Raw genomic sequence first — 23482 nt, 5'->3', positions numbered from 1 at the left:
CGGCGTCCGTACCGAGTGTTTGATGTGGACGCAGACTACGTAAGTTTGAACTGCCTGACGGGTGAGTATCGTTTCGGCTTGTAAGTCTCAAGTGAAGTGTGGGGTTGCGGCGGCTGAATATGGGCGGGCAGTTGAGGGTCGCGGCAATGTTTAACCGGAAGTTATCGGCTGCGGATAACTAAGGCCATCATCCGCGATATTGCCCCGGCGTCGCCGCCAAGTGCTGTTTGAACACCCGCTGAAAGTGCGCCTGATCGGCAAATCCCGCCTCCAATGCGACGTCGGCGATCAACTGCCCGCTGCGCAGGCGCTCCCGGGCGAACTGAATGCGCTGATTGACCACATAGGCGTGGGGCGTCATGCCGTAATGCTGCTTGAAGGCGCGGATCAGGTACGAGGGCGACAATTGCGCCGCCGCGCAGATGTCGTCGAGGCTGAGCAGTTGCGTGCAATGTGCCCGGATGAAGGCGGCCGCGTGTTCGAGCTTGCTGTTCGGCTCGCGCACGGGCGCCGCCGCAGGGTTCAGTCGGGTTTGCAGGTCGCTGAAGAACTCCACCGCCGCGCTCTCTTTGCGCAGCACGTCTTGCTGGTCGTCGACGAGGATGCGGTACAGCGCCTGAAGATCGCGGAACAGGCCGGGATCGTTTGAACGGGTGGCGCAGAAGCGCCGGAACTCAAGGTCGGCGCTGAACCCCAACTGGTGCTGCAGGTCGGTCAGCCAAGGGGTTTCCACGTACAGCATCAGGTACGACCAGGGCTGGTCGTCGATCGGGTTGCAGGCATGCACGTCGCCCGGGTTCATCAGCACCACGGTGCCGGCGGCGACCTCGTGCTGCGATTGCTCGTGCACATAGGTGCTGCGCCCGGCGGTGATGGCGCCGATGGAGAAGTGCGCATGGGAGTGCCGGGCGTAGCAGACGTCCCGGCCATCGGCGATGGCCCGCGCCTCGATGAAGGGCAGGGCGTCGTCGCGCCAGAAGCGCGGCGCTTTCTCAGGGTGCTTGGCGGCACTGTGTCTCATCGTCGTGGATCCCGGCAGGCCAGGGCTGGAGTGTATTAGCTCTGGCCGGCGAATGCCCGCTCAAGTTCAGCGATGTCGAGCTTTTTCATCCCGAGCATGGCCTGCATCGCCCGTTGGGTCTTGGCCGTGTCGGGGTCTTGCATCATGTGCATGAACGCCACCGGCACGATCTGCCACGACACCCCGAACTTGTCCTTGAGCCAGCCGCACTGCTGCGCCTGCGAAGGTCCCCCGGAAGACAGGTTGCCCCAGAAGTGGTCGATCTCGTCCTGGGTCTGGCAATTGACCTGGAACGACACCGCCTCGTTGAACGTGAACACCGGCCCGCCGTTGAGGCCGGTGAAGCTTTGGCCGTCGAGTTCGAAGCTGACGGTCATCACCGAGCCTTCCGGGCGCTTGTGGAATTCCTGGCCGGCCTTGCCGTAGTGGGTGACGGCGGTGATTTTCGAGTGATCGAAGATCGAGCAGTAAAACTTCGCCGCCGCTTCGGCCTGGTCGTCGAACCACAGGCAAGGCGTGAGTTTCTGGAAACGTTGCATGGCGGTTGTCCTCGGCAGGTTAGACACGCTGGATTAACAGCGTAGTCAGTCCGGGGGACGTGCGGGATGCCGCAGATCGGTCGCAAGGTCATGGTTTGGTCGTTATGACTCTACTGGTAGTCCTAATGACCATGTTGGATTGGAGTCATATCGACTCGGCCGCTGCCAAGGCCCTGATTTGGCGGGGCCTTGAAACTGGCACGGGAGTTGTAACGTTCCAGGCACACATCCAGCCGCACGAGGATACGAAAAATGCTCGCTTTCTTCGAAAGTCCGCTGAACGTCCTGCGCCTGTCGAGCCGCGTGCTTGTCGCCGGCCTGGCCTTGCTGTCGGTCGGCCTTTACGGGGCCTATCTGCATCAAGGGCACTTGCCGCTCGGGTTGCTGGTGACGATGCATGCCTTGACCGTCATCGGGCCGACCCTGCTCAAGATCGGCTACGTGATGCGGCTGGTCTCGGAGCGTCGCTTGGGGCTTGTGCATGCGCCAGCGGAGGCTTGCCATGCGTAACCTGTCCGATGCGCCGCTGTTCAGTGTCGGCTTTCGGCCGCTGTTTCTCGCCGGGGCCGGGTTTGCCGTGCTGGCGGTGATGGTCTGGGGTCTGTGGCTGCACGGCCATTGGCTTGCCCTGCAACCGGCGGGCGGCATGCTGGCCTGGCACCGCCATGAGATGCCGTTCGGGTTCGCAGCGGCGATCGTCGGCGGCTTTTTGCTGACGGCGGTGCCGAACTGGACGGGCATTGCGCCCCTGCGCGGATGGCCGCTGATCGCGCTGGTGTCGGTCTGGCTGGCGGGGCGTCTGGCGTGGTGGGTGCCATTGCCCGCCGGTGCGGTGCTGCTGGTGCAAGGGGCATTTCTGCCCTTGCTGGCGGGGCTGCTGGGACGGGATCTGATCGCTGCGCGCAAGCGGGACAACTACCCGATCGTGCTGGTGCTGGCGTTGATGGCGGGCTGTCAGGCGCTGACCCTGTCCGGCCTTCACTTGGATGACGCCGGTCTGCAACGTCAGGGCGTGCTGGCCGCGCTGTGGCTGATCGCGGCGCTGATGACCGTGATCGGCGGGCGGGTGCTGCCGTTCTTCATCCAGCGCGGCTTGAACCGGCCGCCCGCGCCGCCGGCCGGTGCATGGCCGACGCGGCTGTTGCTGCCCGCCAGCCTGCTGATCGCCGTGACCTTCGCCGCCGGCCTCAACGATTCGCCGAGCCTGTGGCTGGCGGCGCTGTTCGTCCTTGTCGGCGGTTTGCAGGTGTGGCGCCTGATCCGCTGGCATGACCGCGGACTGTGGCGCGTGCCGCTGCTGTGGTCGCTGTACCTGGCCTATGGCTGGATGGCGCTGGCGACCCTGGCCATGGCGCTGTGGCACCTGGAGCTGATCGGGCAGCAGAGCCTGGCCACCCATGCGTTGGCGGTCGGCGGGGTGGGCGGGCTGATTCTGGCGATGATCGCCAGGGTCTGCCTCGGGCACACCGGGCGTCTGTTGCAACCGCCCAAAGGCATGGTGTCCGGGTTTGCGCTGGTGCTGGCCGCGGCGGCCTGCCGGGTGTGGGTCGTGCCGTTCTCCAGCCTGGGCCTGGGCTTGTCGGTGTTGCTCTGGTGCGCCGCCTTCGGCTTGTTCCTGCTGCGCTATACCGGGATTCTGTTCAGGCCGAGGCTGTAGCGCCCGTTGCCAAAGCGGCGGGCAATGGATGACTATCGCGCCACTGTTCATCCACCGTTCCGGAGGCGACATGCCGCTGACCGCGCTTTTGTACTGCAATGACCTGGCCGAGACCGAACGCCACTACCGCGACGTCCTCGGGTTCACCGTCGCCGGCTCGGCGGAGTCGACGCTCACCGTCCGGCTGGGGGACTGCAGCCTCGTGTTCACCCAGGAGAACCCCTGGGGCGGCCCGGCAGCCTGTTCAGCCACCTTTTACCTGGTGATCGAGCAGGTGGACCGCTACTACGATGCGGTTAAGGAGCGGGCGACCATCGCCTGGCCGTTGCAGGACATGCCTTACGGCTCCCGGGAGTTCGGCGTGCGCGATTGCAACGGCTACCACCTGGGGTTTTCCCAGGCCCAGGGCTAGCCCTTCTGCTCGGCCACCAGCAGCAATGACTGCGGTAGCGGACTTTGCGGGTGCTGGGGTTCGCGCAGTTCGGCCAGCCGCCAACCGGCCATGTCCAGTGCGCAGGTCCAGCTCGACAGGGTGCGCATGTACCACGGCATCGGTTGCCAGTGCCCCTTGAACCCGGCGAACGACTCTTCGCGCCAGCCGTCCTGATAATCGCCCGCCGCTGCGGCCCAAGGGTGCAGCGTCTGGATCACCAGCGCGCCGCCGGGGGCGAGCAGGGCGTTCAGGGCGGCGAGCAGCGGGATGATGTCCTGGTGCAGCAGGGAGAAGTTGGCGCAGATCAGGTCGTACCCGTGACCGATGTCCACCCGGCCGTCCGCCAGTTCGTCATAGCTGGCCACATGCACCGGCGCAGAGCCCGCCGCCCGTGCGGCCTCCACCAGCGTAGCGTCGCCGTCCACGCCCACCGTCTCGATCCCTCTTTCGCTCAAGGCCCGCAGCAGCCAGCCTTCGCCGCAGCCCAGGTCGAGCACACGTTCGGGCTGCCGGCCGAGGATCGCCAGCAGGATCGCCTGGTCGGTGACGGTGCGGCGGCTCTCGATGGCGCCGCTGCGCACCGCGCAGATCCAGGCCGCAGCGTTCTGGTGCCAGCTGTGCAGGAGGGCGGCTTCGGGGGTGGGCATCGCGGGCTCCGCTATCGTGGACTGCCGGCAAGCATAGGCCATCGGCCAAAGGCTAGTTGTGATCGGCCACCCGCAGGCTGTTGCGGCCGCCGCGTTTGGAGGCGTAGAGCGCGCTGTCGCCTTGCTCGATCAGCGCCGCCAGGCTGGCCGGCGGATGCTCGAATATCTTGGCGCCGATGCTCAGGGTCACGGCCTGCGGGGTGGCGAAGTCCTGCGTGGCGGCGGCGTGGAACCGTTCGCGCAGGGTGCCGCCGAGCGCCATGATCCGCTCGTGGGACGCGTCGCCCGTCAGGATGACGAACTCGTCCCCGCCCAACCGCGCCGCCAGCGCGCCTTCGGGCAGCGCCGCGCGGATCAGCTCGCTGAGCGTTACCAGCAGACGGTCGCCGGCGACGTGGCCGTACAGGTCGTTGACCAGTTTGAAATGGTCGATGTCGATCAGCAGCAGCGCACCGGGCCGGGCGCTGGAGACGCCGTCCAGCAGGCGCGGCGCCTGCACTTCCAGGGCGCGGCGGTTGTAGAGACCGGTCAACGGATCCTGCGCCGCCAGCCGCGCGATCTGGGTTTCCCGGCGGTGGCGTTCGGTGCCGGTCATCGACAGGGCGATCAGTATGATCGCCATCGCGCCCTCGACCAGGGAGATCTGGATGATCTCGCCGCGCAGGGCCGCGAGGTCGATCAGCGTGCCCGGCACCACCGCCGTCAGGGCCTTGGCCACATAGAACAGCCCGTGGATCAGCAGCACATAGCGCAGTTGCACGGCGCCGATGCTCAGCGACTTGCCGTGGGGGCGCAGCAGGAAACTCGCCCGCAGGGTGACCAGGGCCACCAGCAGCGAATTGCTCATCAGCATGACCTTCGACCACAAGGCGTCATCCGGCAGCCACAGCAGGCCGAGCCAGGCCGGGACGATCAAGTACCAGCCCCCCGACAGGCGCTGGCGGGTGAACCGCGCCACCCCCAGCAGGAACAGCCAGTGGGCGACCACCAGCAAGCCGTTGGCGAACCAGATGCCGATCAGCAGATAGCCGCCGCTGCGCAGCAGGGCGAGGGTCGAGCCCACGGTGATGGTGGCGAAGCCCGCGCTCCAGCACAGCAGCGAGGCTTCGCGGATGCTGCGCCATTCGACCGCCAGGTAAAGGGCCGCCGCCGCAGCCAGGGCGGTGGAAATGGTCAGCATCGTGAGGGGGTCGAGCGCCATGGACGGGCGGGCCTGCGTGGGAGGTGAAAAGGCGCACGATTGTAAGCGTTCGCCCCGGCGCCTGCTATTTTCACTCACCGGATATTCCATTTTGCGGAGGTGCAGCATGGATCGGTTCACGGGCGGTTGTCTGTGCGGCGAAGTCCGTATCGAAGCGACGGGCCGGCCTTACCGGGTGGGCATCTGTCACTGCCTCGATTGCCGCAAGCTCCATGGCGCGCTGTTCCATGCGTCGGCGATCTTTCCCGAGGGCGCAGTGACGGTCACCGGCCAGCCCGGCAGCTACGGCGGGCGATTCTTTTGCCCGCGCTGCGGCTCGTCGGTGTTCTCCCGCTCGGGCGACGAAATCGAAGTGAACCTGGGCTCGCTCGATGCGCCAGACCAGCTGCAGCCGACCTATGAGCTGTGGACGGTGCGGCGCGAATCGTGGCTGCCGGCGTTCGCGCTGGCCAGGCACTACCCGCGCGACCGCGAAGGGACGGGGCGCGAGGAAGGGTAGGTGAACCGGGGCCGTCCGGCCCCGGCCGCCGTTGCGTCAACTGCGGATGAACGCCAGCAGGTCGGCGTTGATCGTCTCGGCGTGGGTCGTCGGCATCCCGTGGGGGAAGCCCGGATAGATCTTCAGGGTGCTGTTCTTCAGCAATTTCGCCGACAGCACGCCCGAGTTCTCGTAGGGCACGATCTGGTCATCGTCGCCGTGCATCACCAGCACCGGGATCGTCACGCGCTTGAGGTCTTCGGTGAAGTCGGTCTGGGAGAAGGCCACAATGCCGTCGTAATGGGCCTTGGCGCCGCCCATCATGCCCTGGCGCCACCAGTTCAGCACCACCGCCTCCAGCGGCTTGGCGCCGGGCCGGTTGTAGCCGTAGAACGGCCCGGCGGGCACGTCGTGGTAGAACTGCGAACGGTTGGCGGCCAGTTGCGCCTGCAGGTCGTCGAACACCGATTTGGGCAGGCCGCCGGGGTTGGCGGCGGTCTTGACCATCAGCGGCGGCACCGCGCTGATGATCGCGGCCTTGGCCACCCGATCCTCGCCGTGCCGCGCGATGTAGTGGATGACCTCGCCGCCGCCGGTGGAGTGGCCGACGTGCACGGCCTTCTGCGTGCCCAGATGGTTGACCACCGCCGCCACGTCGTCGGCGTAGTGGTCCATGTCATGGCCGTCCCAGACCTGGCTCGACCGCCCGTGGCCGCGGCGGTCGTGGGCCACCACCCGAAAGCCTTGGGCGAGGAAGAACAGCATCTGCGCGTCCCAGTCGTCGGCGCTCAGCGGCCAGCCGTGGTGGAAGTGGATCACCGGGGCATCCTTGGGGCCCCAGTCCTTGTAGAAGATATCGACGCCGTCTTTCGTGGTGACATAGCCCATGTTCGCGACTCCTCAAAACAGGGTGGTTTGTTGACAAGCGTTATCAACTCTAGGATTGAAGCGGGCTTTAAGGTCAAGGAATTTACGAACGGTCGCGGCCCCTCGCCGATCAGTCCCGTGAATGACGGACGACAGGCGCCATCGGCTTGACCTTAAAGTTCGGTTGAATCTTAGAGTGAGGCGCACCGGCTCTCTGCCGGGCCACTCACCGAGAAAGGTCAGCCAACATGAGCAAGCGCTTTACAGAGGTCGAATTCGGGCCGCACACGGTCGAGGTGCTGGAGGGCGGCTACTACGACCGCTTCCGGATGAACCCCGACCTCGATCAGGTGGCCCGGGACAAGGCGGCCGGCAACATCGACTTCTTCCGGCGCATTCCCAAGCAGCAGGTGGCCTCCCGCGTCGGACCGACCTGGGCGCCGAACTTCTATTACCGCACCGGCAGCGTCCAGCTGCTGTTCCTGGCGCCCCTGGACCGGTTGCGCGCCACCTTGCCGGCGCCGCTCGAACCGCTGCGGGCCTTTCCCGGCTACGGGCTGGTGGCGCTGACGTTCTTCACCTATTCGGTGTGCGACAACGACCCCTATGACGAAGTGTCGGTGGCGGTCGTCGTGCGCCGTCCCGGGGCCCGTGGCTCCCACGCGCTGGAACTGATGGACGCCATGCGCCGGCGCAGTTTCACCGCCCATGTGCTGGCGCTGCCGGTGAACACCGAGATCGCCCGTGTGCGCGGCGTTCACGGCTATCAGTTGCCCAAGTGGCGCGCCGACATCGAAGTGAGCATCGGCGCCGAGGTCAGCGCCCGCATCGCCGGGCCCAAGGGCTTGCCGGACCTGCAGCTCAAGGTGCCGCTGCCGCCGCTGAGCCACGTGCAGCCCCAGTCGCGCATGGGCACCGCCACCATGATCCATCAGGTCGACGGCCTGTGGCACCAGAGCGTGGTGCAGAGCAACACACTATCCTTTGCCCAACGCCTGTTCCCCCGAAACGTGCGGCTGGAGCGCACCGGCGGCCCGCTGAGCCAGTTGCTCGACGGCCTGGGGGCTTCGCGGATCCTGCGCCTGGACGTGATCAAGGATGCGCAGATTGTGCTGAACCTGCCGGTGCCGCTGAACGCGTTCGGCCAGACCGCCACCCACCGGAGCGAGTGATCGAAATGACCCGCCGGATCCTCCATGTCGTCACCAACGTCGCCCACTATGCCGACCCGTCCGAGCCGACCGGGCTTTGGCTGGGTGAGCTGACCCACGCCTGGCAGGTGTTCGCCGCCAAGGGCTTCGAGCAGCGGCTGGTCAGCCCGCTCGGCGGCGCCAGCCCCCTGGAGCCGCGCGCCCTGAAGTGGCCGCTGCTCGACCGTTCGGCCAGCGCCTGGCTCAACGATCCGGCGAGCATGGCGCTGCTGGCCGAAACCGCCAGCCCTGACCAGGTCGACACGGCCGAATTCGATGCGATCTATTTCACCGGCGGGCACGCGGTGATGTGGGACTTTCCCGAGGACGCCGGCCTGCAGCGGCTGACCCGGGAGATCTACGAGCGGGGCGGCATCGTCTCGTCGGTCTGTCACGGCTATTGCGGGCTGCTCAACACGCGGCTGTCGGACGGCAGCCTGCTGGTGGCGGGGCGTAAGGTCACCGGTTATTCATGGTTCGAGGAAGTGCTGGCCGGCGTTGCGGGCAAGGTGCCGTACAACTCGGAACAGCAGATGAAGGCACGCGGCGCGCGCTACGAAAAGGCGCTGCTGCCGTTCACTTCCAAGGTCGTCACCGACGGCCGGCTGGTCACCGGGCAGAATCCTCAGTCGGCCAAAGCCACGGCGCAGCAGGTGGCGGCGATGCTGTGAACGCATGACCGGCGGTCGCGGCGGCTGGCCGTCGGGGCAAATTGCGCTTAGCTCAAAGGGATAACCGAGGCGCGCGCAGGCATCGACCGCCGCAGCGACGCCCCCTTCAGAACACCGTGAGTCTGAGGAAGTCCCCGATGCTGACCTTGAACATCAACGGCAAGGATCAGGAGCTCGATGTCCCGGCGGACATGCCGTTGCTCTGGGTCCTGCGCGACGTCGCGCACCTGACCGGCACCAAATTCGGCTGCGGCATGGCCCAGTGCGGCGCTTGCACCGTCCACGTCGACGGCGCGCCGATGCGCTCGTGCATCACGCCGGCCACCGCCGTGGCCCATGGCCAGAAAATCCTCACCATCGAAGGCCTGTCCAGCGACGGCTCGCACCCGGTGCAGCGGGCCTGGGCCGAGCTGGACGTGGTGCAGTGCGGCTACTGCCAGTCCGGGCAGATCATGTCCGCCGCCGCGCTGCTGGCGAAGATCCCCAAGCCCACCGACAGCGACATCGACCAGGCGCTCTCCGGCAACATCTGCCGCTGCGGCACCTATCCGAGAATCCGCGCGGCGGTCAAACGCGCGGCCGACATCGGATGAGTCCGGCCAAAGGAGGCGAGCGATGAACGGTTCCGTATCCCGTCGGGGATTTCTCAAGGGCAGCGCCGTGCTGGGCGGCGGGCTGGTGGTGGCGTTCAATGTGCCCGGCGGGCATCGTTTCGCCAGGGCGGCGGACAATGAAGGCAAGGTGTTTGCGCCCAACGCGTTCCTGCGCATCGGCGCCGACGACAGCGTCACCGTGCTGCTGGGCCATTCGGAAATGGGCCAGGGCATCTGGACCGGCCTGACCATGCTGATCGCCGAAGAGCTGGACGCCGACTGGTCGAAGATCCGCGTCGAGCATTCGCCGGCGTCGGCGGCCGACTACGGCATGCCGGCCTTCGGCGGGATGCAGATCACCGGCGGTTCGACCTCGACCTGGATGGAGTTCGACCGCTACCGCCTGGCCGGGGCCACGGCGCGGCAGATGCTGGTCGAGGCGGCGGCCAAGCGCTTCGGGGTGGCGCCTTCGGCGATTCGCACCGAGTCCGGCGTGGTGATCGCCGGCGACCAGCGCGCCACCTACGGCGAACTGGCGGACGCCGCCGGACAACTGCCGGCGCCGGATCCGAAAACCATCGTGTTCAAGCAGGCCAAGGACTGGAAAGTCATCGGCAAACCCACCAAGCGCCTCGACACCCCGGAGAAAATCACCGGCCGCGCCAAGTTCGGCATGGACGTGCAGTTCGACGGGCTGATGACCGCGATGGTCGCCCGGGCGCCGGTGTTCGGCGCCACCGTCAAATCCTTCGAAGGCGCCGAGGCGCTGGCGGTGCCCGGCGTGCACAAGGTGGTGCAGGTGCCCAGCGGGGTGGCGGTGATCGCCGAGCACTACTGGGCGGCCAAGTTGGGCCGAGATGCGCTGAAGGTCGATTGGGATCCGGGCCCCCACGCGGACCTGAGCAGCGAGAAGCTGCTGGACAGCTTCCGCAAACTGGCGGCCACCCCGGGCATCTCCGCCAGCCAGGCCGGGGACGCCAAGGGCAACTTCGCCAAGGCCGCGAAGAAGATCGAGGTCGAATACAGCGTGCCGTACCTGGCCCACGCGCCGATGGAGCCGCTCAACTGCACGGTGAAGATCAGCGCCGACAAGTGCGAGATCTGGACCGGCACCCAGTTCCAGACTTTGGATCAGATGATCGCCGGCAAGATCACCGGGCTGAAGCCTGAGCAGGTCGAGATCCACACCGAGTTCCTCGGCGGCGGCTTCGGCCGGCGGGCCAACCCGACGTCTGACTTCGTCGCCGAAGCGGTGCAGGTGGCGAAGGCGGCGGCCATGCCGGTGAAGACCGTGTGGTCGCGGGAGGACGACATCCGCGGCGGCTACTACCGCTCGATGTTCCTGCACCAGGCCCGGGTCGGGCTCGGCGCCGACGGCCTGCCGCAGGCCTGGCAGCATGTGCTGGTCGGGCAGTCGATCATGACCGGCACCTTGCTGGAAGCGACCATGGTCAAGAACGGCATCGACCCGACCTCGGTCGAAGGCGTGGCCGACAGCCCTTACCTCAAGGAACTGGCGCACCGGCAGGTCGAACTGCATTCGCCGCAGACCGGCATCAACGTGCTGTGGCTGCGCTCGGTGGGGCACACCCACACCGCGTTCGTCATGGAGTCGCTGATCGACGAGCTGGCCGCAGCGGCGGGCAAGGATCCGGTGGAGTACCGGCGCACCTTGCTCAAGGCCCATCCGCGCCACCTCGGGGTGCTCAACCTGGCGGTGGAGAAGGCAGGCTGGAAGGCGCCGCTGCCCGACGGCCACGCCCTCGGGGTGGCGGTGCACGAGTCGTTCGGCAGTTATGTGGCGCAGGTGGCCGAGGTGTCCCAGGACAACCTGGCGATCCGCGTGCACCGGGTGGTGTGCGCGGTGGACTGCGGGATTGCGGTCAACCCGCAGAGCATCGCCGCGCAGATGGAGTCGTGCATCACCTTCGGCCTGGGCATGGCGCTGCACAGCAAACTGACCGTCAAGGACGGGCGGGTGGTGCAGTCCAACTATCACGACTATCAGGTGCTGCGCCTGAACGAGATGCCGACGGTCGAGGTGCACATCGTGCCCAGCACCGACAAGCCCGGCGGCATCGGCGAGGCAGGGGTGCCGCCCACCGCGCCGGCGGTGGCCAACGCGCTGTACGCCCTGACCGGGCAACGCCTGCGGGAACTGCCGCTGCAACTGTCGGGGGTGTGAGATGAGACGCCATCTGCTGTTGGGCACGGTGATTCTGATCGGTCTGGGCGGCTACGCCTCGGATCTGTTCGCCGACGATCAGGAAGCCTTGAAGGCGTTCGGCACGGTGCAGAAGGTGTTCCAGAGCCCGCGCTGCCAGAACTGCCACATTCCCGGCGATTCGCCGTTGCAGTTCGACGCCGGCACGCCCCATGCGATGAACGTGGTGCGCGGGCTGGACGGCAAGGGCGCCGCCGGGCTGCCCTGCGCCACCTGCCACGCCGAAAGCAATCCGCCGGCCAGCTACGGCCCCCATGCGCCCCCGGGGGCGCCGCACTGGAGCCTGCCGCCGGCCGCGCACAAGATGGCCTGGATCGGCCTGCCGCCGGACAGGCTGTGCGCCATGATCAAGGACCGCGCCAGCAACGGCGACCGCGACTTCGCGGCGCTGATCAAGCATGTCAGCGAAGACAAGCTGGTGCTCTGGGGCTGGAACCCCGGCGCCGGGCGCCAACCCGTGCCGGTGCCGCACGATATTTTCGTCGAACAGTTCAAGCTGTGGGCCGGTGCCGGCGGGCCGTGTCCGGTGACGGGCGGCTGATGGTCTACGCTCAGGGGCAGACCCCTCAATGGAGTGAGCGATGTTGCCCCCCGGAAAACCCGTCAATGAGCAGGCCCGCGTAGCGACGCTGCACGGGCTCAATGTCCTCGACACCTTGCCTGAGGAACGCTTCGACCGCCTCACCCGCCTGGCGCGGCGGGTGTTCAACGTGCCGATCGCGCTGGTCAGCCTGGTGGATGCCGAGCGCCAGTGGTTCAAGTCGTGCGTGGGGCTCGACGCCACGGAGACCGGGCGTGACGTGTCGTTCTGCGGCCATGCGATCCTGGGCGATCAGATCCTGCAGGTCGACGATGCGGCGCAGGACGAGCGCTTCCACGACAACCCGCTGGTCACCGGCAATCCCGGCATCCGCTTCTATGCCGGTTGCCCGCTGACGGTCGGTGACGGCAGCAAGCTGGGCACGCTGTGCCTGATCGACACCAAACCCCGCCGGCTCGACGACGAAGAGCGCGAACTGCTGCGCGATCTCGCCCGGATGGCCGAGCAGGAGCTGATGGCGGTGCAGATGGCGACCCTGGACGAGCTGACGCTGCTGTCCAACCGCCGGGGCTTCAAGGCCTTGGCGCAGCATGGCCTGGACGCCTGCGTCCGGCTCGGCAAACCGGCGACGCTGCTGTTCTTCGACCTCAACGACTTCAAGCAGATCAACGACCTGTTCGGCCACGCCGAGGGCGACAGCGCCCTCAAGACTTTCGCCGACGTGCTGCGCATCGCCTTCCGGGAGAGCGACGTGGTGGGCCGGCTCGGCGGCGACGAGTTCGTGGCGCTGCTGACCGGCTCCAGCCATGTCGAGACCACGTCGATCATGGCTCGGCTCAAGGACATCCTCGACGAGCGCAACGCCACCCTGCAACGCGGCTACGACATCCGCTTCAGCGTCGGCCAGATCGAATACGACCCGCAGCGGCACGACACGGTGGATCGGCTGCTGGCCGACGCCGACGGGGCGATGTATGCGCACAAACAGGCGCTGAAGCGCCGCTGACCGCAGGGGCTCGCGATGGCGGTGGGTCAGGCAACAGAGATGTCAGCAGTGCCGGCCCCATCGCCAGCATGCTGGTTCCCACAGGGTTCGGTGGTGTGCAACCCATCTTGCAGACACCTGCGGTTCCTGTGGGAGCGGGCTTGCCCGCGATGGCGGTGGGTCAGGCAGCAGAGATGTCGGCAGTGCTGGCCTCATCGCTTGCAGGCAAGCTCCCATAGGGTTCAGCGGTGTGCAGAGATCCTGCGGGCAGGTGGGATCCACTGTGGGAGCCAGCCTGCTGGCGATGAGGCCGGGACAGTTGATACCTTCATGCCTGACACGCCGCCATCGCATGCAGATGCTGCATTCCCACGGGGACCCCGGGGAATGCAGGATCCGCAGGCACAAAAAACCCGCCGGATGGCGGGTTTTTCGTCGGCTAACCGAAGATCACTCTTCGATGTTGCCCATGGCGGTGGTGTTGAAGCCGCCGTCCACGTACATGATTTCACCGCTGATGCCCGACGCCAGGTCGGAGCACAGGAAGGCGCCGGCGTTGCCGACTTCTTCGATGGTGACGTTGCGGCGCAGCGGGGTCTGCGCTTCGTTGGCGGCCAGCATCTTGCGGAAGTTCTTGATGCCGGAAGCGGCCAGGGTGCGGATCGGGCCGGCCGATACGCAGTTGACGCGGGTGCCGTCCGGGCCCAGGGAGCCGGCCAGGTAACGCACGCCGGCTTCCAGCGAAGCCTTGGCCATGCCCATCACGTTGTAGTTCGGCATGGTGCGCTCGGCGCCCAGGTAGGACAGGGTCAGCAGGCTGCCGTTGCGGCCTTTCATCATCTCGCGGCCGGCCTTGGCCAGGGCCACGAAGCTGTAGGCGCTGATGTCGTGGGCGATGCGGAAACCTTCGCGGGTGGTGGCTTCGGTGAAGTCGCCGTCCAGTTGGTCGCCCGGGGCGAAGCCGACGGAGTGCACGATGCAGTCCAGGCCGTCCCACTTCTTGCTCAGCTCCTCGAAGACCTTGGCGATCTCTTCGTCGCTGGCCACGTCACAAGGGAAGCACAGATCCGCGCTCGAACCCCAGCCTGCGGCGAACTCTTCGACACGACCTTTCAATTTGTCGTTCTGATAAGTGAAGGCAAGCTCAGCGCCCTCGCGATGCATGGCGGCAGCGATGCCGGATGCGATGGACAGCTTGCTGGCGACACCGACGATCAGTACGCGCTTACCGGCGAGAAAACCCATGTGTTGCTCCTCTTTCAGGTTATTGCGCAGAGGCTGGCGCCAAAAAAGCGGCTTCCAGCAACTGCTGTGTATACGGATGTCGGGGGGCGGCAAAGATGTCTTGCGCGTCCCCCTGTTCGACCACTTGGCCATGCTTGACCACCATCAACTGGTGGCTCAGCGCTTTGACGACAGCCAGGTCATGGCTGATGAACAAATACGTCAGGTTGTACTTGGCTTGCAGTGAACGCAACAGCTCCACCACTTGCCGCTGCACCGTCCGGTCGAGCGCCGAAGTGGGCTCGTCCAGCAGGATCAGCGCCGGCTTGAGCACCAGGGCCCGGGCAATGGCGATACGCTGCCGTTGCCCACCGGAAAATTCATGGGGGTAGCGGTGCCGGGTCTCCGGATCCAGGCCTACCTCCTTCAACGCGGCGATGATCGCCGCCTCTTGCTCCGCTTCGGTGCCGATCCCGTGGATCCGCAGGCCTTCGCCGACGATCTGGCTCACGCACATGCGCGGGCTCAGGCTGCCGAACGGATCCTGGAACACCACCTGCATCTCCCGGCGCAGCGGGCGGACTTCGTTCTGCGTCAGGCAGTCTAGCTGCTTGCCCTCGAAACGGATGCCGCCGCGGCTGCCGATCAGCCGCAGGATCGCCAGACCCAGCGTCGACTTGCCGGAACCGCTTTCGCCCACGATCCCCAACGTCTGCCCCTGAGGCAGGCTGAAGCGGATGCCGTCCACGGCCTTGACGTGGTCCACCGTGCGCTTGAACAGGCCTTTCTTGATCGGGAACCAGACCTTCAGATCCTCGACCTCCAGCAGCGGCGCCCCGGCCTTGTTGCCCGCCGGGCCTCCGCTGGGCTCCGCCGCCAGCAGCTCCCGAGTGTACGGATGCTGCGGAGAACGGAACAACTCGGCGCACGATGCCTGTTCGACGATGCAACCGCGCTGCATGACACATACGCGGTGCGCAATTCTTCGCACCAGGTTCAAATCGTGGCTGATCAGCAGCAGCGCCATGCCCAGCCGGGCCTGCAGTTCCTTGAGCAGATCGAGGATTTTCAGCTGCACGGTCACGTCCAGCGCGGTGGTCGGCTCATCGGCGATCAGCAGCTCCGGCTCGTTGGCCAGGGCCATGGCGATCATCACCCGCTGGCGCTGGCCGCCGGAGAGTTCGTGGGGCAGGGCCTTGAGCCGCTTGGCGGGTTCGGGGATGCCGACCATCTCCAGCAGCTCCAGGGTGCGCCGGGTGGCGACCTTGCCGGTCAGGCCCTTGTGGATGCCCAGCACCTCGTTGATCTGCTTCTCGATGGAGTGCAGCGGGTTGAGCGAGGTCATCGGCTCCTGGAAGATCATCGCGATGCGGTTGCCGCGGATGTGGCGGATGGTCTTTTCCTTCAGATCCAGCAGGTTCTGCCCGGCGTAGTTGATGCTGCCGGCGGGATGGCGGGCGAGCGGGTAGGGCAGCAGGCGCAGGATCGAGTGCGCCGTCACCGACTTGCCGGAGCCGCTTTCGCCGACCAGGGCCAGGGTCTCGCCGCGCTTGATGTCGAAGCTCACGCCCTCCACCACCCGCTGGATGCGGTCGCCCAGGCCGAACTCGACGGCGAGGTCGCGCACTTCGATCAGATTGTCCTGATTCATTTCACTTCCTCGGGTCGAAGGCGTCGCGGGCGGATTCGCCGATGAACACCAGAAGGCTCAGCATCAGGGCCAGCACGGCGAACGCGCTCATCCCCAGCCACGGCGCCTGCAGGTTGGATTTGCCCTGGGCCACCAGCTCGCCCAGCGACGGGCTGCCCGCCGGCAAACCGAAGCCGAGGAAGTCCAGGGCCGTGAGGGTGCCGATGGCGCCGGTCAGGATGAACGGCATGAAAGTCATGGTCGAGACCATGGCGTTGGGCAGGATGTGGCGGAACATGATCGCGCCGTTGCGCATCCCCAGCGCCCGGGCCGCCCGCACGTATTCCAGGTTGCGCCCGCGCAGGAATTCGGCGCGCACCACGTCCACCAGGCTCATCCAGGAGAACAGCAGCATGATCCCCAGCAGCCACCAGAAGTTCGGCTGCACGAAACTGGCCAGGATGATCAGCAGGTACAGCACCGGCAGCCCCGACCAGATCTCCAGGAAGCGCTGGCCGGCCAGGTCGACCCAGCCGCCGTAGAAGCCTTGCAGTGCGCCGGCGATCACGCCGATCAGCGAACTGAGCACCGTCAGGGTAAGGGCGAACAGCACCGAGATGCGAAAGCCATAGATCACCCGCGCCAGCACGTCGCGGCCCTGATCGTCGGTGCCCAGCAGGTTGACCGCCGAGGGCGGGGCGGGGGCGGGGACCTTCAGGTCGTAGTTGATGCTCTGGTAGCTGAACGGAATCGGCGCCCACAGCACCCAGGCGTCCTTGCTCTGGAGCAGTTCGCGGATGTACGGGCTCTTGTAGTTGGCCTCCAGCGGGAATTCGCCGCCGAACGCGGTTTCCGGGTAGCGCTTGAGCGCCGGGAAATACCATTGGTCGTCGTAGTGGATCGCCAGCGGCTTGTCGTTGGCGATCAGTTCGGCGCCAAGGCTCAAGCCGAACAGGATCAGGAACAGCCACAGCGACCACCAGCCGCGCTTGTTGGCCTTGAACAGTTCGAAGCGGCGGCGGTTGAGAGGGGACAGGTTCATCTCAATGCTCCCGGCTTTCGAAGTCGATGCGCGGATCGACCAGGGTGTAGGTGAGGTCGCCGATCAGTTTCACCACCAGCCCCAGCAGGGTGAAGATGAACAGGGTGCCGAACACCACCGGGTAGTCGCGGTTGATCGCCGCCTCGAAACTCATCAGGCCGAGGCCGTCGAGGGAGAAGATCACTTCCACCAGCAGGGAACCGGTGAAGAAGATGCCGATGAACGCCGACGGGAACCCGGCGATCACCAGCAGCATCGCGTTGCGGAACACATGGCCGTACAGTACGCGGCGGCGGGTCAGGCCCTTGGCCTTGGCGGTGACCACGTACTGCTTGTTGATCTCGTCGAGGAAGCTGTTCTTGGTCAGCAGGGTCATGGTCGCGAAGTTGCCGATCACCAGGGCGGTCACCGGCAGCGCCAGGTGCCAGAAGTAGTCGAGGACCTTGCCGCCCAGGCTCAGTTCGTCGAAGTTGTTCGAAGTCAGGCCCCGCAGCGGGAACCAGTCCAGGTAACTGCCGCCGGCGAACACCACGATCAGCAGGATCGCGAACAGGAACGCCGGGATCGCGTAGCCGACGATGATCGCCGAGCTGGTCCAGACGTCGAAGTGGCTGCCGTGCCGGGTGGCCTTGGCGATCCCCAGCGGGATCGACACCAGGTACATGATCAGCGTGCTCCACAGGCCCAGGGAGATCGACACCGGCATCTTTTCCTTGATCAGGTCGATCACCTTGGCGTCGCGGAAGAAGCTGTCGCCGAAATCCAGCCGGGCGTAGTTCTTGACCATGATCCACAGGCGTTCCGGGGCCGACTTGTCGAACCCGTACATGTGCTCGATTTCCTTGATCAGCGCCGGATCCAGGCCCTGGGCGCCGCGGTAGGACGAACCGGCCACCGACACCTCGGCGCCGCCGCCGGCGATGCGGCTGGTGGCGCCTTCGAAGCCTTCGAGCTTGGCGATCATCTGCTCCACCGGCCCGCCGGGGGCGGCCTGGATGATCACGAAGTTGATCAGCAGGATGCCGAACAGGGTCGGGATGATCAGCAGCAGTCGCCGAAAAATGTACGCCAGCATCTGATTACTCCGTGTCCGCTGGGGCGGCCTGCAGTTGGGTCTGGACTTCTATCGCCGGTTTGGCGTCGGGCTTGATCCACCAGGTATCAATGCCGATGTCGTACTTGGGGGAGACTTTCGGATGGCCGATGTGGTTCCAGTACGCCACGCGCCAGGTCTTGATGTGCCAGTTGGGGATCACGTAGTAGCCCCATTGCAGCACGCGGTCGAGGGCCCGGGCGTGGGCCACCAGGCTCTTGCGCGAATCGGCGTTGATCAGTTGCTCCACCAGCCGGTCGACCACCGGATCCTTCAGGCCCATCGAGTTGCGGCTGCTGGGCTTGTCGGCGGCGGCGCTCATCCAGAACTCGCGCTGCTCGTTGCCCGGCGAGTTGGACTGCGGGAAGCTGCCGACGATCATGTCGAAGTCCCGCGAACGCACGCGGTTGACGTACTGCGAGACGTCCACGCGACGGATCACCAGGTCGATGCCCAGGTCGCTCAGGTTGCGCTTGAACGGCAGCAGCACCCGCTCGAAATCGGTCTGGGCCAGCAGGAACTCGATGACCACCGGTTTGCCGTCGGCGTCGACCATCTTGTCGTCGACGATCTTCCAGCCGGCCTCTTGCAGCAGCTGGTAGGCCTCGCGCTGCTGCGGGCGGATCATGCCGCTGCCGTCGGTCTTGGGGTTTTCGAACGCCTCGCTGAACACCTGGGCCGGCAACTGGCTGCGGAACGGGTCGAGGATCGCCAGTTGGTCGGCGTCCGGCAGGCCGGTGGCGGCCATTTCCGAGTTCTCGAAATAGCTGCGGGTGCGCGCATAGGCGCTGTTGAACAATTGCTTGTTGGTCCACTCGAAGTCCAGCAGCAGGCTCAGGGCCTGACGCACCCGCACGTCGTGGAACACCGGACGGCGCAGGTTGTAGACGAAGCCCTGCATGCCGGTGGGGTTGCCGTTGGGGATCTGCTCCTTGATCAGCCGCCCCTCGGTGACGGCGGGGACGTTGTAGGCGTTGGCCCAGTTCTTGGCGGTCATCTCCAGCCAATAGTCGAACTGCCCGGCCTTGAGGGCTTCCAGCGCCACGGTGTTGTCGCGGTAGTAGTCGGTGGTCATCACGTCGAAGTTGTAGAAGCCTCGGTTGACCGGCAGGTCCTTGCCCCAGTAGTCCTTGACCCGCTCGTAGCGCACGGAGCGTCCGGCCTTCACTTCAGCCACACGGTACGGGCCGCTGCCCAGCGGGATCTCCAGGTTGCCCTTGTTGAAGTCGCGGCTGGCCCACCAGTGTTTCGGCAGCACCGGCAACTGGCCGAGGATCAGCGGCAGTTCGCGGTTGTTGGTGTGCTTGAACTTGAACAGCACCTTGAGCGGGTCTTCGGCGATGACGTCGTCGACGTCATTGTAGTAGCCGCGGTACAGGGGCGAGCCGTCCTTGGTGAGGGTCTGGAAGCTGAACACCACGTCCTCGGCGCGCACCGGATGGCCGTCGTGGAAGCGCGCCTCCGGGCGCAGGTAGAAGCGCACCCAGCTGTTGTCCGGGGCCTTTTCGATCTTGCCGGCGATCAGGCCGTATTCGGTGAAGGGCTCGTCCAGGCTGTGGCGGGTGAGGGTGTCGTAGATCTGCCCGATGTTGTCCGCCGGCACGCCTTTGCTGATGAACGGGTTGAGGCTGTCGAAGCCGCCGAACCCGGCCTGGCGGAAGATCCCGCCCTTGGGCGCGTCGGGGTTCACGTAGTCGAACTGCTTGAAGTCGGCCGGGTATTTGGGCGGCTCGTTGTACAGGGTCACGGCGTGCTGCGGGGCGGCGCAGGCCAGCCCGGCGAACAGCAGGCCGCTGGCCTGCAGGAGCAGGGCGCGGAAGGGTTTCATCGATCTTTCTCCGAAGACTTCAGCCACCACGCGCTCAGGCCCAGGGTGTAGGGGGGCGTGGTGACGAAGGCGAACCGGTTGCGGTAGGCCAGGCGGTGATAATTGAGGTACCAGTTGGGAATGCTGTAGTGCTGCCACAGCAGCACGCGGTCCAGTGCCTTGCCGGCGGCCACCTGCTCGTCCCGGGTGCGGGCGGCGAGCAATTGCTCGAGCAGGTGGTCGACCACGGGGTCGGCGATGCCGGCGTAGTTCTTGCTGCCCTTGACGGCGGCCTGGCTTGAGTGGAAGTACTGCCATTGCTCAAGCCCCGGGCTCAGGGTCTGGTTGAGCGTCATCAGAATCATGTCGAAATCGAACTGATCCAGGCGTTGCTTGTACTGGGCGCGGTCCACGGTGCGCAGCCGGGCGTCGATGCCGATGCCGTTGAGGTTCTCGACATAGGGCTGGAGGATCCGCTCAAGGTTCGGGTTGACCAGCAGGATCTCGAAGCGCAAGGGTTGCCCGGCGGCGTTCTGCAAGCGTTGGCCGTTGAGCGTCCAGCCCGCTTCGGCCAGCAGCCCCAGGGCCTTGCGCAGGGTGTCCCGGGGGATGCCGCGGCCGTCGGTCTGCGGCAGGCTGAAGGGTTCGGTGAACAGGCGGGCCGGGAGCTGATCCTTGTACGGCTTGAGCATCAGCCATTCATGGCCCACCGGCAGGCCTTCGGCGCTGAATTCGCTGTTGGGGTAGTAACTGACGCTGCGCCGGTAGGCATCGCTGAACAGGGCGCGGTTGGTCCATTCGAAATCGAACATCAGGCCCAGGGCTTCGCGCACCTTGATCTGGGCGAAGACCGGACGCCGGGTGTTCATGAACAGGCCCTGGCTCTGGGTCGGGATCCGGTGCGGGATCTGCGCCTTGATCACTTCGCCGCGGCGCAGGGCCGGGAAGTTGTAGCCGTTGGCCCAGTTCTTGGCCTGGTGCTCGATGTAGATGTCGAACTCGTCGGCCTTGAACGCTTCGAAGGCCACGTCGCTGTCGCGGTAGAACTCGACCTCCATGCGGTCGACGTTGTACTTGCCGCGGTTGACCGGCAGGTCCTTGCCCCAATAGTCCTTGATCCGTTCGAAGACCAACTGGCGCCCGGGCGTCACCGAGGTGATGCGGTAAGGGCCGCTGCCCAGCGGCGGTTCGAAGGTGGTGGCCTTGAAGTCGCGGCCTTTCCAGTAATGCTGGGGCAGCACCGGCAGTTCGCCCAGGCGCAGGATCAGCAAGGGATTGCCCGAACGCTTGAGCACGAAGCGGATGCGCTGCGGGCTGAGGATGTCGACCCGCGACACCTCCTGAAGGCTGGTGCGGTACAGCGGATGGCCTTCCTTGAGCAGCAGGCGGTAGGAAAAAGCGACGTCGTAGGCGGTGATCGGCGTGCCGTCATGGAAGCGCGCCTGCGGACGCAGGTTGAACACCACCCAACTGCGGTCTTCGCTGTATTCCACCGATTGCGCGATCAGGCCGTAGCTGGAGGCCGGCTCGTCCCCGGAGGGCGCGTACTGGCCGGTGCCGACCATCAGCGGTTCGTTCAGCTCGTTGATGCCGTACTGCAGGAAATTCGGCGTGGTGACCGGGCTGGTGCCCTTGAAGGTGTAGGGGTTGAGCGTATCGAAGGTGCCGAACGCCATCACCCGCAACGTGCCGCCCTTGGGCGCCTGCGGGTTGACCCAGTCGAAGTGGGTGAAGCTGGCCGGGTACTTGAGCGTGCCGAACTGCGCGTAACCGTGGCTTTCGGTGATGGTCGCGCTTGCGGGAGAGCTCAAGGCCAGGCTGATCAGGAACAGGAGGAAGGGACGCTTCAAGTCGGATCCGGTCCAGGCGGCTTGGGCTATGTGGCCCGTACAGTAACAGCTTGTCCGGACAGGAAAAAGACAGCGCTTAATGCGCCGTTAATTGTGCGGGCCCCGCAGGGTTGGGCAATGAACATGAATCCGCCGTGCGAACGTCAATCACTGTGGGAGCCAGCCTGCTGGCGATAGCGTCAGTTGAGCCGCCGCCGAACAGGATCAAGACAGTTGTTCCCACAAAAAAGCCCTGCAAGCGTAACGCTGCAGGGCTTATCGGTCAGGCTGTCAGTGCGGCTGGTAGACCGTGAGCATCTGCCCAGGCTTGAGGGCCTTGCCCGCGCCCGGATTCCAGCGCTTGAGGTGCTGCATCTCGACGTTGAAGCGCTTGGCCACCACGTACAGGGTGTCGCCTTGCTTGACCTTGTACTGGGTCTGCTTCTGGGCGTCGGCCTTGGCGCCGCCCTTGCTGTTGGCCGCGACCACGGTGTTGATGCGGCCGCCGGCATTGCGGGCCGGGGTGCGTTTGGTGGTGTCGCGCATCACCAGGGTCTGGCCGACCTTGAGGTTCTTGCCGGAGAGCTTGTTCCAGCGCTGCAGGTCCTTGACCTCGACCTTGTTGGCCTTGGCGATGGAGGCGAGGTTGTCGCCGCGCTTGACCCGGTAGGCGCGCTTGAGCTGTGCGACTTCGGCAGGGTCGGCCCCTTCGAACACCGGTTTGAGCGAGCGCGGGCTGATCAGCTCTTCAGGCCGCATGGTCTGCAGGCTGGCGGTCAGCAGCTGCGCCTTGGACGTCGGCACCAACAGGTGCTGCGGGCCGTCGATGGTGGTGCGCTGCTTGAACGCCGGGTTGAGCTGGAACAGCTCGTCTTCGTCGATGTTGGCCACCGCCGCGACCTTGGACAGATCCATGCGCTGGTTGATCTCGACGACCTGGAAATACGGTTCGTTGGCGATCGGGTTGAGGTTCACGCCGTAGGCTTCCGGCGCCAGGACCACCTGGGACAGGGCCAGCAGCTTCGGCACGTAGGCCTGGGTCTCGGCCGGCAGCGGCAGGTTCCAGTAGTCGGTCGGCAGGCCGAGGCGCTCGTTGCGCTCGATGGCGCGGCTCACCGTGCCTTCGCCGGCGTTGTAGGCCGCCAGGGCCAGCAGCCAGTCGCCGTTGAACATGTCGTGCAGGCGGGTCAGGTAGTCCATTGCCGCGGTGGTGGAGGCGGTGATGTCCCGGCGGCCGTCGTAGAAGCGGGTCTGGCGCAGGTTGAAGGAGCGCCCGGTGGACGGGATGAACTGCCAGAGGCCCACCGCGTCGGCCCGGGAATAGGCCATCGGGTTGTAGGCGCTTTCGATCACCGGCAGCAGCGCCAGCTCCAGCGGCATGTTGCGCTCTTCGAGGCGCTCGACAATGTAATGGATGTAGAGGCTGCCGCGTTCGCCGGCGTTCTCGAGGAACGACGGGTTGCTGGCGAACCAAAGGCGTTGCTGCTCGATGCGCGGGTTGACCCCCAGGCCCTCTTGCAGCTGGAAGCCTTCGCGCATCCGCGCCCAGATGTCCTGGGGCACCTGCGGGCTGGGCTTCTCGTTCAGCCAGATCGGCTTCTGTTTGGCCCGGGCAGCGATGTTCGGCGCGTGGGTCGCGTCAGTCTGCGGCGCATGGCTGGAGCAGCCCGCCAGGGTGGCGGACACAGCCACCGCGATGGCTTGCGCCAGGCGGGTCAGTGCGTCTGAGTTGACGGACTTGCGTATGGATGACGACATTGGCTGGAAGTAAGTTCCGGGCAAAAATGTCGGGCGATTCTAGAAAGCGCAC

At 65.9% G+C, this 23482-nt stretch carries 22 protein-coding genes; 10 read left to right on the top strand and 12 right to left on the bottom strand.

Annotated elements, in window-relative coordinates:
* Positions 1 to 187: 187 nt before the first annotated feature.
* A complete protein-coding gene (locus CAG29_RS06825) occupies positions 188 to 1021 on the bottom strand; it encodes an AraC family transcriptional regulator (protein ID WP_085583517.1) in 834 nt (277 codons plus the stop codon).
* Positions 1022 to 1056: 35 nt separating this feature from the next.
* Positions 1057 to 1560 carry a VOC family protein gene (locus CAG29_RS06820; RefSeq protein ID WP_085632643.1) on the bottom strand — a complete coding sequence of 168 codons (504 nt, stop codon included), beginning with the start codon at positions 1558 to 1560 and terminating at the stop codon, positions 1057 to 1059.
* 252 nt (positions 1561 to 1812) lie between these two features.
* Between CAG29_RS06820 and CAG29_RS06815 the strand changes: the two genes are divergently transcribed.
* The 3 genes from CAG29_RS06815 to CAG29_RS06805 are packed head-to-tail and all read left to right on the top strand — an operon-like array spanning position 1813 to position 3629.
* The gene (locus tag CAG29_RS06815) at positions 1813 to 2070 is read left to right on the top strand and encodes a transmembrane sensor/regulator PpyR (protein ID WP_085583521.1); all 258 of its coding nucleotides are present in this window, start codon (positions 1813 to 1815) and stop codon (positions 2068 to 2070) included.
* A complete protein-coding gene (locus CAG29_RS06810; protein WP_085656558.1) occupies positions 2063 to 3217 on the top strand; it encodes an NnrS family protein in 1155 nt (384 codons plus the stop codon). The genes CAG29_RS06815 and CAG29_RS06810 overlap by 8 nt, the downstream gene beginning before the upstream one ends.
* 28 nt (positions 3218 to 3245) lie before the next feature.
* The gene (locus tag CAG29_RS06805) at positions 3246 to 3629 is read left to right on the top strand and encodes a glyoxalase/bleomycin resistance/extradiol dioxygenase family protein (RefSeq protein ID WP_256575731.1); all 384 of its coding nucleotides are present in this window, start codon (positions 3246 to 3248) and stop codon (positions 3627 to 3629) included.
* Here CAG29_RS06805 and CAG29_RS06800 read toward each other — a convergent pair.
* Together CAG29_RS06800 and CAG29_RS06795 are read right to left on the bottom strand one after the other, a co-directional pair.
* On the bottom strand, positions 3626 to 4297 hold the full coding sequence (locus tag CAG29_RS06800; RefSeq protein WP_085632649.1) for a bifunctional 2-polyprenyl-6-hydroxyphenol methylase/3-demethylubiquinol 3-O-methyltransferase UbiG: 672 nt from the start codon (positions 4295 to 4297) through the stop codon (positions 3626 to 3628). The genes CAG29_RS06805 and CAG29_RS06800 overlap by 4 nt on opposite strands.
* Before the next feature lie 52 nt (positions 4298 to 4349).
* Positions 4350 to 5498, bottom strand: a complete 1149-nt coding sequence (locus tag CAG29_RS06795) for a GGDEF domain-containing protein (protein ID WP_085694037.1) — start codon at positions 5496 to 5498, stop codon at positions 4350 to 4352.
* 106 nt (positions 5499 to 5604) lie between these two features.
* On the opposite strand from CAG29_RS06795, the gene CAG29_RS06790 reads away from it, so the two are divergent.
* Positions 5605 to 5997, top strand: a complete 393-nt coding sequence (locus CAG29_RS06790) for a GFA family protein (RefSeq protein ID WP_085694035.1) — start codon at positions 5605 to 5607, stop codon at positions 5995 to 5997.
* Between the two features lie 36 nt (positions 5998 to 6033).
* On the opposite strand, the gene CAG29_RS06785 is transcribed toward CAG29_RS06790, so the two are convergent.
* Positions 6034 to 6864, bottom strand: a complete 831-nt coding sequence (locus tag CAG29_RS06785) for an alpha/beta fold hydrolase (protein WP_085632655.1) — start codon at positions 6862 to 6864, stop codon at positions 6034 to 6036.
* Between the two features lie 227 nt (positions 6865 to 7091).
* Between CAG29_RS06785 and CAG29_RS06780 the strand changes: the two genes are divergently transcribed.
* From CAG29_RS06780 to CAG29_RS06755, 6 genes are all read left to right on the top strand, one after another.
* Positions 7092 to 8015, top strand: a complete 924-nt coding sequence (locus CAG29_RS06780; protein ID WP_085632657.1) for an acetoacetate decarboxylase family protein — start codon at positions 7092 to 7094, stop codon at positions 8013 to 8015.
* A gap of 5 nt (positions 8016 to 8020) precedes the next feature.
* Positions 8021 to 8704: a type 1 glutamine amidotransferase domain-containing protein gene (locus CAG29_RS06775; protein WP_085694279.1), complete on the top strand. Its 684-nt coding sequence runs from the start codon at positions 8021 to 8023 to the stop codon at positions 8702 to 8704.
* Positions 8705 to 8841: 137 nt separating this feature from the next.
* Positions 8842 to 9297, top strand: coding sequence for a (2Fe-2S)-binding protein (locus CAG29_RS06770; protein ID WP_085583535.1), 456 nt, complete (start codon positions 8842 to 8844; stop codon positions 9295 to 9297).
* A 22-nt stretch (positions 9298 to 9319) separates the two neighbouring features.
* On the top strand, positions 9320 to 11482 hold the full coding sequence (locus CAG29_RS06765; protein ID WP_085694033.1) for a xanthine dehydrogenase family protein molybdopterin-binding subunit: 2163 nt from the start codon (positions 9320 to 9322) through the stop codon (positions 11480 to 11482).
* 1 nt (position 11483) lies between these two features.
* Positions 11484 to 12062, top strand: a complete 579-nt coding sequence (locus CAG29_RS06760; protein WP_085583540.1) for a hypothetical protein — start codon at positions 11484 to 11486, stop codon at positions 12060 to 12062.
* A 40-nt stretch (positions 12063 to 12102) separates the two neighbouring features.
* Positions 12103 to 13068 (top strand): diguanylate cyclase, encoded by a 966-nt coding sequence (locus CAG29_RS06755; protein WP_085639824.1) that lies wholly within the window; start codon positions 12103 to 12105, stop codon positions 13066 to 13068.
* 429 nt (positions 13069 to 13497) lie between these two features.
* On the opposite strand, the gene fabI is transcribed toward CAG29_RS06755, so the two are convergent.
* From fabI to CAG29_RS06720, 7 genes are all read right to left on the bottom strand, one after another.
* The gene (gene fabI, locus CAG29_RS06750; protein ID WP_085583544.1) at positions 13498 to 14292 is read right to left on the bottom strand and encodes an enoyl-ACP reductase FabI; all 795 of its coding nucleotides are present in this window, start codon (positions 14290 to 14292) and stop codon (positions 13498 to 13500) included.
* A 19-nt stretch (positions 14293 to 14311) separates the two neighbouring features.
* Complete coding sequence (locus CAG29_RS06745) at positions 14312 to 15922, bottom strand: ABC transporter ATP-binding protein (protein WP_085583546.1); 1611 nt, start codon at positions 15920 to 15922, stop codon at positions 14312 to 14314.
* A 1-nt stretch (position 15923) separates the two neighbouring features.
* Positions 15924 to 16943: an ABC transporter permease gene (locus CAG29_RS06740; protein WP_085583548.1), complete on the bottom strand. Its 1020-nt coding sequence runs from the start codon at positions 16941 to 16943 to the stop codon at positions 15924 to 15926.
* Between the two features lies 1 nt (position 16944).
* Positions 16945 to 18018, bottom strand: a complete 1074-nt coding sequence (locus tag CAG29_RS06735) for a microcin C ABC transporter permease YejB (RefSeq protein WP_085583550.1) — start codon at positions 18016 to 18018, stop codon at positions 16945 to 16947.
* A gap of 4 nt (positions 18019 to 18022) precedes the next feature.
* Positions 18023 to 19864: an extracellular solute-binding protein gene (locus CAG29_RS06730; protein WP_085583552.1), complete on the bottom strand. Its 1842-nt coding sequence runs from the start codon at positions 19862 to 19864 to the stop codon at positions 18023 to 18025.
* A complete protein-coding gene (locus CAG29_RS06725; protein ID WP_085656554.1) occupies positions 19861 to 21693 on the bottom strand; it encodes an extracellular solute-binding protein in 1833 nt (610 codons plus the stop codon). The genes CAG29_RS06730 and CAG29_RS06725 overlap by 4 nt, the downstream gene beginning before the upstream one ends.
* Before the next feature lie 270 nt (positions 21694 to 21963).
* A complete protein-coding gene (locus CAG29_RS06720; protein ID WP_085583556.1) occupies positions 21964 to 23430 on the bottom strand; it encodes a transglycosylase SLT domain-containing protein in 1467 nt (488 codons plus the stop codon).
* Positions 23431 to 23482: the final 52 nt, after the last annotated feature.

It is taken from the genome of Pseudomonas sp. B7(2017) (assembly GCF_002112745.1).
In the GTDB taxonomy this organism is placed as follows: Bacteria; Pseudomonadota; Gammaproteobacteria; order Pseudomonadales; family Pseudomonadaceae; genus Aquipseudomonas; species Aquipseudomonas ekonensis.
This window is presented reverse-complemented; position numbering and strand designations above follow the sequence as displayed.